Here is a 10501-nt window from a genome sequence, read left to right as displayed (position 1 = left end):
GGAACTCTTCGGGATACGGCTTCGGCATGGGGGACATCCTTCCAGCGAGGAGCAATCCTCACAGGTCAGGAGTCAACCAAACCGAGGGCAGTCCCTAAAGCTCGACCACCAAGTCGACACGACGGCACCCCGAGTGTCTGCGATGGTCTCGACCGACAGAAACCCCTCCTCCGCCCCGCCGTGTCGATGATTGATCTCGGCGACGAAGTCGCACACGGCCGGCAGAAGTGCCGTCTCTTCCGGGGACGTACACATCGCAACGTAGAGCTCAACAGCCTGTTCGACCGAACCCATCTGGGCAGCCGGTATCACCGCAAAGTCATAACTCACAGCACCACCACCTACGACCGGCTGCATCCTTCGCAGCGCACATTCAGTCGGGCTATCGAGCACATCGGGTCACCTGAGCATGCCGACTTCTCAAAGGTGGGTGGCGTGGGCGGGCTATACGCAGCGATGTCAACCTCCCCGGTGGTGTCGCAATTCGCGACCACAAGCCTCGCTCCCCGACTGCCGGTGCCCGAATTCACGATCAGGTGACGTCCAGGTTGGCGATCAGAACCACGGTGACGACCCTCGACGGACAGTGCGGCGTTACGGTGGAGCACGGACGGGTCTTTCGGTTGCGCGGGCGGAGGATTGGCGTTTTCCATCCTGCCGCCGGAAAATCCGTCCCCTTCAGCTCACCCCTGTCGCGGGCGTCAACAACCTCATGACCCGCAACAACTAGGACCGGACACTGCCGGGGCCATTGGGAGGGTGATATCGTGCCTGGGCCGGGAACTGCTCCGCCATAGGCACGCTCGTCGAACGCGCGACCGGATTCGTCATGTTGCTCGCATTTACCGAACACCTAGGGGCTCTCAACGTCCAGGAACCGATAACGACGACGATGTCCATGCTGCAGCGACCTCTGTGCCGGGTCATTCCGGCCAGCGCCGACGTATCCGCCCCCAACTCCGATCCCTCAAACACCGCGAACCGGTCTGACCCATCGTCGATCGCTCGACACCCAGCCCAGTCCTCGGCGCGCTGGCGACCCAAGCGAGGCAACGATCGACGGGGACCGGCGTCGACCGGGCTTAACCGAGCTGGATGTGGCCGACTCCGGAAACTATCCGCTGGCGGCCGCGGTCAGCTGTCTGCTGAACGAATCGCGATGGTTATCAGGTAGAAGAGGTGATCTCTGCCGGGATTCTTTTACGGACGACCGTCCAACTGCTTTCGTGGCGAGCTTCCACGTTGCCGAAGCACACAGGAGCCCGCTATCTGCGGTGAATAGAACAGGGCGGCGCAGTGGACAGAGCCGCACGTTGATGTGGGCAGCGCGAATGTGGTGGGGACGGCACAGCTTTAATGTGACCGATGCTTAAGACTGACGTCTTAAGCCATCCGAGCGCGACGCGGCCCGCGCCGACGCAAACCCGGCAAGCTGCACGCCGAAAGGCCTACGACACCGCCGATCTGCGGCAACGGGTGCGCAACCGCGAGATCGGCGTCCGCATCGCCCGCCAAGGCGCCGAATCCTCCCAGCGCCTCAGCCGCCAGCCGTGGGTGATCGAGCGCACGATTCCCTACCTGACCGGATACCACCGCCGCAACCTCCGCTACGACCGCAAGGCCACACACTTCCTCGCTCCCTCACCTCGCTGCGGTACTGACCTGCTACAAGACTTGCGAAATCCGACAAATAAGACGCATTCAAAGATTAGGGCTTCGGCCCTGCCGAGCTTCGCTGCCGAATATCTGGTTAACCGGTGGATCTATCGACCGAGCCAGGCCTAGATTCCATAAATGGGATCCACGATCCTGACTTCGGCGGGGATTTGACCTCGTCGCCGGATCATTTCGAGCCGGGCTAGCGCCCCATCGATAGCGTATGGGTGTAGGCCTGCGTCCTGAATCGCTAATAGAAGGCTTCCGGTGTCAACTTTGTTCACAGAATCGAGAACATCGGGTTCGAGCAGAAGCCCTCTGTGTGTCTCGACAAACGGCGATCTAATGGGTGCTTCTAGCGGGCGCTGGGACTGTGGGAAGCTTCTACCGTGGTCGATTGCAACGATGTCTATAAATTGATCTCCCTCGACGGTACGATAGTTATAGCGGTGGCGGTCCATATTTCCGATGATATAGTCCAAGCAGGCGACTTGTTGTTGCTGCACGATTGGATACTCATGAACTGCTCTCGGGGGCTTGGAGGGTACGAATTGTTGGATCATGCCGGGCCCCGAGATAACGTACCCCGGACCGATATTGCCATCCGCGACGACGTTGCCATCGGAGCCGATGATGCCGTCTGTATGCGCTGTCGGGGGCACTCGATTGAATCCCAGGTGTTCGTCTACCCGATAAGTAGCGATCTCCCTGCTGGTCTGGGCTCCACGTTCGGGCGCAGAGCCCATTCAACCGCGGTAATCCTCGCCATGTATAGGTTTGTAGATGTTCAATTCTCCGTCGTCTGAGCGCATTTGGTAGACTCTGGAAGCGCTTTGCGACACATCTTCTGCCATATCACCGACAAAATCAACTCAAGTGATCATTCGACGTGCTGCCATAGATGCCTCTGCGGCGGTAGGTTGATACTTTGCTCGCCTCGGGTACGGTTGCCGGACTGTGCGGACTTCTTCGAGCGAACCCGCAGTATCGGTGTCAGAACCGCGAAACGCGCGGACTCCGGCCTTCATCGTGGCGCTAGTATCGACGTAGTGGCCAGCTATCGACCTCGCTTTCAGATCGAGTGTTCTTGTCACATGTCGCGCAGTGTTCCTCAGAAGCGAAGGTAAATTGTTGCTCATCGGCGTGGCTGCGACGGCTTATTCTCTGCGTCGTTGTACCTTAACGGGAAATTCATCTTAGTACCATCAGGCCGATAGCGGTGTGCAGCCATTTTAGAGCTTTTATGCACACAATCTCGCCGTGAATTACGCTCGTGGCAGCGTCGGCAAATGCGGTCGCCGAGGCGGCTAAGACGCGTGAGCGGATTCGCGGGATGTAGGACCTCGAAGCCCGAAGTATCAAGTATCGCACACAGGGCTCCGGGCGGTGGCGGTTGCGGTCTTGTACGGCAGTCACCTGCGATAGGTACATCGTTGCTTCAGACAGCCATACATTCTCTCAAAGATAGTATCGAATTGACGGAGTAGTCGGAGCAACGCCCGTAGCGTGCCGTAGCGAACCGGACGGTTTGACTCCTGAGGTTGCTGTCGCAAAAGTCGCTATCGACTCGAGCGGGCGGATCGCGTTACCTGGGCCGCGTTCGCCGCACAGCCGAAGAGGTGCGTAACACGGAAGCGAAAAGGACTTGAAGCCGAACCGACCGCTGCGGATCCCACTTATAGATAGAAGAAACCGTACTCCACAATCATCGCCCGTGCTCCCCAATCATCATCAGTGTCGATTGTGCAAATACAGCCTCACTGCCATTGCGGAGACGCGCCCAAGCAGGGTGCACCAATCTGCAGGTTAGCCCGTCAGATTAGCTTCAACGACTCTACTACGGCATCAAACCTACTAAACTAGTGCTGGGACGGCAGCTTTGGGTAAGGAACCCTGACGCGCGGGCCACTTGCTAGATGAACCCGCGATCACGCACATGCCAAATTCGTCCTGGTTCTGATCGTCGGATAGAGGGCGAGCGTCAGTACGCCCCAATGTTTTAACCGCCGAATCACTGGCATAGATGACGCCTTTCTTACGGGCGGCATCGGCATTTTCGGGCATGTCAGTGCTCGTAAACAAGCCTTCACAAGCCTGTTCGTGCTTGCGGGCTGCTACCGGGGGATTTTTCTCGAGAATGCAGCTAGGATACTCGGCGCTGTTGTCCATGGATGGATACTCGCCTCAGCGCGCGAGCGTTTACCCCTTTCTCTAACCACAATCTCTTCGACTAATCAGCGCCTTCCATGATTGCAGCGGCTTCGAATATTTCTGTGGCGGCTCTTATAAAGAGATGCGCTCGACAACATGCATCAGGTACATTGTCGGAAGAATTGTCAATTTTCGCGGTCAGGTCGTCGGCCGCCTTTAAAATTCCGGCGTAAGAAGAATCGCAAGCCAGTCCGGCTACTATGAAACTATCGGCTGCGCGAAACAAAGAGATCGCAACCTTCCGCATTTCGTCACAGTCACCGAAAGCAGGCGCTTTGCTTAAATTGCCCTGAGTGCCTTCCGTTCGATTCACGCAGAAACCGCCAGTCGAAAATGTTTTACCACAGGCTCGCTCTCCTTGACTTCGTCGACTATGATCGTGCGGATTATAGAATCACATAAAGTCGGTAGAGCCTAGAAATATTTTCACTTTAGAAGTGATTCATCGCGGATTGTTTGAGAGGGTCCATACCAGCAGCGGCCCTGGTCTCGCTCAACCCGGATCTCCGCCACGCTGGCCTAATACTCCAGCTGCACTTCGTGATGGGTTGTGGGGTAGCCTGTTTCGGCGTGTCGGTGGATGAGGATCTGGCTGCGTGGGTGGCTGGGTTGGATGAGTTGTTCGGGCGGGTCGCGGGCCGGTTTTTGCGGGCGGAGCCGCGATTGCGGGCTCGGTTGTATGCGCGGGGGTTGCTGGCTCCGCTGGCGGGGAAGAACGGGTGGACGCTGGCGGAAGCTGCTGGTGAGCGCACGCCGGATGGGATGCAGCGGCTGCTGCATGCGGCGGCGTGGGATGCGGATGGGGTGCGTGATGACGTGCGCGGTTACGCCATCGAGCACCTTGGGGACCCGGACGGGGTGCTGGTTGTGGACGAGACCGGTTTCTTGAAGAAGGGAACCAAATCTGCTGGGGTGCAACGCCAATACTCCGGGACAGCGGGTCGGATCGAGAATTGTCAGCTGGGCGTGTTCTGCGCCTATACCGGCAGCAGGGGGCACACGCTGATCGATCGGGAGTTGTATCTGCCCAAGTCGTGGACCGAGGATCGGCAGCGATGCCGGGAGGCGAGCGTGCCCGATGACGTCGTATTCGCGACCAAGGCGACGCTGGCGAAGAACGTGCTGGCCAGAGCTCTGGATGCGGGAGTGCCGGCCCGGTGGGTTACCGCTGACGAGGCCTACGGCGGCGATGGCAAGTTCCGGGCCTGGCTCGACGAACGCCGGATCGGGTATGTCGTGGCTGTCCCGCGTAGTCAGACCAACCCTCGGAGAAATCCGACGTCTTCTGGCACACCTGATCACCCACCGCCCAGCCCTCGCCGCCATACAGCGATGGTCGACCGGGCGCCGACGCCATCAATACCGGGCGAAGAATGCCCACTACCAGCGACGACACCGATTACATCACGAAGTGCAGCTGGAGTACTAGTACTCCAGCATCATTTCGTGATGTAATCGGTGTCGTGTCTGGTGGTGGGCCTGTTTAGCCTGGTATTGGTGTCGTCTGCGTCAGGTTGACCAGTGCGACGCGGTGGTGAGGTTCGGTGACGGTGTGGTCAGGTGTGCCAGGAGACGTCTGACCTCACCGAGTGCGAGTGGAATGAGGCCGCTGCCAATGCTTTTGGGGCGATAGCGGCTGTCACGGCGAGGTAGGTGTGCGCCAGCAGCGCGAGGGTGATGTGGCGGTACCAGGCGTCGTAGTGGCGGACCTGATACTGGTCGAGCCCGACTTCTGTGTTCGCGGTCTGGAAGCAGTCCTCGACCGCCCAACGGGCACCCACGACCTGGATGAGCTCCTCGTCCCCGGTGCCGATCGGGGCACCACACAGGTAGTACGGGGTTTCGAGCTCACCTTCGGCGTTGGGGGTCAGTGACCGGTGAGCCAGCAGCCAGCATCGCCAACCCGGCCCGGCTTCACTCATCGTGGGGACCGTGGCCACGGCCCAGTCGAACATCCGAGGGCCTTTCGCGCCGTCTCCGCAACTACGACGCTTCCATGCCTGCGGTGGCGCGTCGGCGACGATCTGGTCGGCGCGGCTGCTACCGGCGAGCGACATGACGACCGGCGCGCTGCTGGGCACCGCGACCACATACCCGATCCGCCGCCGCTCGAGCCACCTGCAAAACTTCGAATCGCCACCGTATGCCTCGTCAGCGGTCACCCACCGTGCAGGCGCCCCCGCATCCAACGCGCGAGCCAGCATCCGCTGCGCCAGAACCTGTTTCGTCGCGAACTCGACCTCCTCGGGCACCCCGGCATCGCGGCACCGGTCTCGATCATCGATCCACGACTTGGGCAGATACAACTCCCGATCGATCAGCGTGCGTCCCTGCACGCTCGTGTACGCGCAGAACACACGGAGCTGACAATTCTCGATCCGCCCCGCGGTTCCCGAGTACTGCCTTTGCACCCAGCAGATTTCACACCCTTATTCACCAACCCGGTCTCATCGACCACTGGCACACCATCCGGATCACCCAGATGCTCGACCGCGTACGCCCGCGGGTCGTCGCGCACCCCATCGACATCCCACGCCGCCGCATTCAGAAGACGCTGCATCCCGATCGGCGTCAGATCACCCGCGACCTCGGCCAATGTCCAGCTGTTCTTGCCCGCCATCGGCGCCAGCAACCCACGCACATACGCCCGGGCCCGCCGCCGCGGCTCCGCCCGCACGAACCGGCCTGCCACCCGACCGAACAGATCATCCAGCCCAGCCACCCGCACAGCCAGATCCTCATCAACCACCACGAAACAACATGCTACCCAACAACATCACGAAGTGATGCTGGAGTACTAAGCGCCTTCACGCTGGTCGAGTGCCGGTAAGGATCGCGCCACCAGGCATATGAACACCGGTGTGGGTTTACCCGGCAGTGATCGGAATTCGTTTCGCAAGCTTTGTTCCAGAATCGTTGTGCGATAACTACTTTCGGAAGAGCTGGGCCATGTCCGTCGGCTCCTGTGTCGGGGCTCCGGTCGGTACGGACAACACCATCCGGACTTTTGTCCTCGACCGGGATCCTGGTTCGCGGTGATCTCACCACTGCTCACGGCAGTTGTCGTCAGCCGCGCGGTAGCTCGGGTAGGTGCTCGGCGGAGGAGATGAGAATCGACTCGGGTGACCTGCCTCGGAAAAGCCTTGTCACCTCGGCTTCCGGCCACTCCGATATCCAGTGCAGCAGGTTTTCCCGGAACGTCGGCGGAACCCATATCCCGATCAGGCTCGGGTCATCGAAACGGGTTCTGTCGACGATTCCTATACCACCCGGGTTGGGTATGGTGTGGCGGAGGTCTGTCACGGACTCGTCGAAGAGAATGATCGGATTGGACGAGCCTGGAGTGACGTAGTGCGAGGATACGAACGACCCTCTACCGCTGACGTTTTTGATCGGGGCTTTGATCGGATCCCCGTTGGCTGCGGCTCGTATCGCTGCGGCATAGTCTTCAGGATTTCCCAGAGATGCTCGCTCGACATTCAGCCCGTTCAGGCCGTCCTGACCCCGCAATCGCGTGGTACCCCAGGATTCGCTCGTCAATATCCCAGGAAGATTCGGCTCGCCCGTCATGTGTGTATATACCGTACTGCCACGTTCGGACAGCGCGCCGAACGTATCGAGCTGGGAGCGGAAAGCTTCCCGTTGCGTGCCGTAGATATCGGAAGAAGATACCCAGGGGAAGCGCTGTTCCTGCAGCGGCAGTGCTACATGCTGCTCCCAGTCATCCCACCCAGGTCTGTTATGATATGGATTCACAGAGAATTCGACGGTGTTTTTTTCGAAATCGACCTCGACTCGTGTCCTAAGCTCTGGAATCACGTATGTGCCGCTTCGCGTCGGCGTTCCGGTGTGGCGAATGGAATTTGGTAGAGAATTCAGGAAGTCGCCGTCGTACGGGGGTTCTTTGATAATTCTGTTCAATGAGATGTCGGCATCCAAGGAACTCAGCAGTTCGTCAGTTTCTTTTCCGGTCATTTTGTTTTTTGTGATGATCTTCCTGACTGCTTCCCGATTGTCGGCCAGAATGGCATGCCGCAGTTGCTCGCGCACTCTGCCCGATTTTTCGTATACCTTGTCCCACTTGGTGCCTTTTTCCCTGAGTATGTGCTCCAGGTCGCGGGCGGCGTTGTCGCTCTGCGCCAGCGCGTGTAGCTGTCTGCCGCTGACACTCAATTCGACGGCGTCAGTGCCCTGAGCCCGTGCGCCGGGTGCACGATCCACCCCCGTACCCTGTCCCTGCGCTCCCAGTCCCTCACCTGCTTCCTCGACCTCGCGCCTGCCGCGCTGGTCGAGGTTCACCTTCTCATCGATATCCCGCCTGACAAGGCGAGTCATGCTTTCTTCGGTGTCGCGCCAGGCCTGCGTTTCTTTCCTGGTCAGGCGTTTCAGCTCTTCCATGGCCCGGGTTATGGCCCTGATCATGCCGTTGCTCACTCGCGCCTCGCCGCTGCGGCAGGCGCGGGCTGCGTGGCTGCGGTGAGGCGGGCGGCGATCTCGTCTGCGCAGGGTGTCCGGGTGCGGCGGCAAGCGTCGATGGCGTCGAGTCGGCGGTGGGTGCCGTCCTTACTGGGTTTCAAATACCGTTGCAAGGCGCGGCGGTCCTCGTGGCCGGACAGGTTCATCAGGTCGGCTTCGGTGGCGCCGTCCTCCCCCGCGTGGGTGAGTCGGGAGTGACGCAGATCGTGAGGATCCCACCCGCCGGTGACGACGCCCAGATGTCGTTCGGCGATGCGGCAACTCATCCGCCGTCGGTGGCTGACCGGATCGATGTCACGAGTGGGTACAGTGCCGTCGTCGGGTGCTGTGCGGCGCGACAGGAAGATCGGCCCGCTGCTGCGTCCGGTGAGCAGTTGGCCGAGCAGGCGCGCGGTGCGGATGTCGGAGAGCGAATCGTCGGCCTTGCCGCCCTTGCGGCGGGTGCGGGCGCGACGGTTGGGGCGGGTGTCGGTGCCGGTGATATCCAGGCGCAGGACTTCTTCGGCGCGGGCCGCGGTGGCGTACAGCATCGCCCACAGGGTCCGGTTCTCGAGCGGCCACCGTTTGTCGGCGATCAGGCGGTCGATCGCCTCCCGGGACCGGACCCGGTCGGCGTCGGGTTTGGGTTGGTGCTCGCGCCTCAGCCCGTCCAGCACGGCGGCGGCGTCGCCGATCCACTGCTGGGCCTGGAAATAGCCCAAGGCGCTGGTGACCGCGGCGCGTTTGGCGTTGAACGTCGCCGGAGCACGGTGGGCCCAAGCGGTGCGGATGTTGCGGTGCAGCCGGTCTCGGCCCGGTCCGTCGAGCTCGGCGAGGTTCACGATGCCGGCGAACACGATCGGCAACGCACTTGTGTAGGCGCGCACGGTCTCCGGGGAGGTGATGAGCCCGGCGCGACCGCGATGGCCCGCCGGCCAGCGCAAGTAGTGCGCCAGCGCCGCGGCGGTCGGCATCCCGACCGTGAGGGCGATGACCGGAGCCAGGCGCCGAGCGGGGGCCATCGGCTCACCGACTCCTCGAATGTCAGATAATACGCGGGAAAGGGGTGTGGCACGGCGGGGTGTTTCCTCAGGAGCGTCACCTGGTGTTGTCAGATAATACGTCATTATCCGGCTCTGGCCCGTATTTCATTTGATGAAAGATTCTCTGCATCTACAGATCTGGTCTCTGAGCTGCGGGAATTTGCTGGCCCTCGACTTCGGTCGATAGCGCGAGAGATGTCGGAGCCGGGGCTGTGATCAGCTACTCTTCACCCCATCTATCATCTGATGAAGGAATCATTCGGTGGGTGTTGGGGTGTTGGGTGGCGGGATCGCGAAGGTTGGAGGTCGCTGGCGCGGCCCATCCGGTTGTGGCGGCCGGGGTGCCGTTGCTGCGTCCAGACGTGCAGGTGTTCGAGGCGATGCTGGAAGGGTGGCGGCAGCAGCAGCTGAGTCGGAGCCTGGCGTTCGGCACTGTCAATGCCCGATTGGATCTGCTACGGCGGTTTCAGGACCACTCCGGTGAGTTTCGGTGGCAGTGGGCTCCGCAGCATCTCGAGGAGTGGTCGACCGATCTACGTGCCGTGCGCGGGGTCTGTTGTCGGGGATGTGGCAGCTGATCTCGCAGATGGGGAGAGTGACGAAGACCCTCGTTTGGGTGCCCAGTCCCGTGGAACCTACGGCAAACGCCGGATCAAGGCCGCGTTGCTGGCCGAGTGCGAGATGATCGTCAACCACAAGCTGGTTGCCTCGATCATGGCCGAGCGGGGGCTGTTCGGCCTGCCCAGACGCAAACGACGTGGCCACCCGATGCTCGCAGTGAGCACTCCCGTCGACCTGGTGAACCGGGCCTTCACCGCTGCCCGCCCCAACGAGCTGTGGTGCACCGACATCACCGAACATCCCGCAAGAGACGGAAAAGTCTATCGCTGCGCCATTTTGGACTGCTTCAGCAAGAAGATCGTCGGCCGAGCCTTCTCCACCATCGCCGACATGCTGTTGGTCGACAACGCGGTCAACATGGCAATGACAGAACGCGTCACCGCCGAGGGGTTGATCGTGCATGCCGATAACCGAACACCAGCCGTATTCAATCGGTCGTCGCAACACCGGTTTGTTGGAGCGATCGTAGCTGCTCGGTGAAGGCTTCAGCGGGCGTCTTCCAGCCGAGGCTTTTG

Annotated in this window: 7 protein-coding genes and 2 pseudogenes; 3 read left to right on the top strand and 6 right to left on the bottom strand. The window is 60.9% G+C overall.

Annotated features, from left to right (window positions below):
• The first annotated feature begins 1365 nt into the window (after nucleotides 1-1365).
• Nucleotides 1366-1785 carry a hypothetical protein gene (locus ACWEH3_RS34970; RefSeq protein WP_450026351.1) on the top strand — a complete coding sequence of 140 codons (420 nt, stop codon included), beginning with the start codon at nucleotides 1366-1368 and terminating at the stop codon, nucleotides 1783-1785.
• Here the strand turns inward: ACWEH3_RS34970 and ACWEH3_RS34965 are convergent.
• The 3 genes from ACWEH3_RS34965 to ACWEH3_RS34955 all read right to left on the bottom strand — a co-directional run bounded on the left by ACWEH3_RS34965 (nucleotide 1782) and on the right by ACWEH3_RS34955 (nucleotide 4180).
• Nucleotides 1782-2219: a hypothetical protein gene (locus tag ACWEH3_RS34965; protein WP_450026355.1), complete on the bottom strand. Its 438-nt coding sequence runs from the start codon at nucleotides 2217-2219 to the stop codon at nucleotides 1782-1784. The genes ACWEH3_RS34970 and ACWEH3_RS34965 overlap by 4 nt on opposite strands.
• 1291 nt (nucleotides 2220-3510) lie before the next feature.
• Complete coding sequence (locus ACWEH3_RS34960) at nucleotides 3511-3825, bottom strand: hypothetical protein (RefSeq protein ID WP_450026349.1); 315 nt, start codon at nucleotides 3823-3825, stop codon at nucleotides 3511-3513.
• 61 nt (nucleotides 3826-3886) lie between these two features.
• The gene (locus tag ACWEH3_RS34955; protein ID WP_450026347.1) at nucleotides 3887-4180 is read right to left on the bottom strand and encodes a hypothetical protein; all 294 of its coding nucleotides are present in this window, start codon (nucleotides 4178-4180) and stop codon (nucleotides 3887-3889) included.
• A 230-nt stretch (nucleotides 4181-4410) separates the two neighbouring features.
• Between ACWEH3_RS34955 and ACWEH3_RS34950 the strand changes: the two genes are divergently transcribed.
• The gene (locus ACWEH3_RS34950) at nucleotides 4411-5322 is read left to right on the top strand and encodes an IS701 family transposase (protein ID WP_450026353.1); all 912 of its coding nucleotides are present in this window, start codon (nucleotides 4411-4413) and stop codon (nucleotides 5320-5322) included.
• A 54-nt stretch (nucleotides 5323-5376) separates the two neighbouring features.
• On the opposite strand, the pseudogene ACWEH3_RS34945 reads toward ACWEH3_RS34950, so the two are convergent.
• The 3 genes and pseudogenes from ACWEH3_RS34945 to ACWEH3_RS34935 form a co-directional block, all read right to left on the bottom strand.
• Nucleotides 5377-6601: pseudogene (locus ACWEH3_RS34945) on the bottom strand (IS701 family transposase).
• Nucleotides 6602-6933: 332 nt separating this feature from the next.
• Nucleotides 6934-8301, bottom strand: coding sequence for a hypothetical protein (locus ACWEH3_RS34940; protein ID WP_450026345.1), 1368 nt, complete (start codon nucleotides 8299-8301; stop codon nucleotides 6934-6936).
• Nucleotides 8298-9344 (bottom strand): tyrosine-type recombinase/integrase, encoded by a 1047-nt coding sequence (locus ACWEH3_RS34935; RefSeq protein WP_450026343.1) that lies wholly within the window; start codon nucleotides 9342-9344, stop codon nucleotides 8298-8300. Before ACWEH3_RS34935 ends, ACWEH3_RS34940 begins: the two co-directional genes overlap by 4 nt.
• 459 nt (nucleotides 9345-9803) lie before the next feature.
• On the opposite strand from ACWEH3_RS34935, the pseudogene ACWEH3_RS34930 reads away from it, so the two are divergent.
• A pseudogene (locus ACWEH3_RS34930) lies at nucleotides 9804-10400 on the top strand (transposase); the annotation flags it as partial.
• Nucleotides 10401-10501 lie beyond the last annotated feature (101 nt).

This window comes from Nocardia sp. NPDC004718 (assembly GCF_053601535.1).
This window is presented reverse-complemented; position numbering and strand designations above follow the sequence as displayed.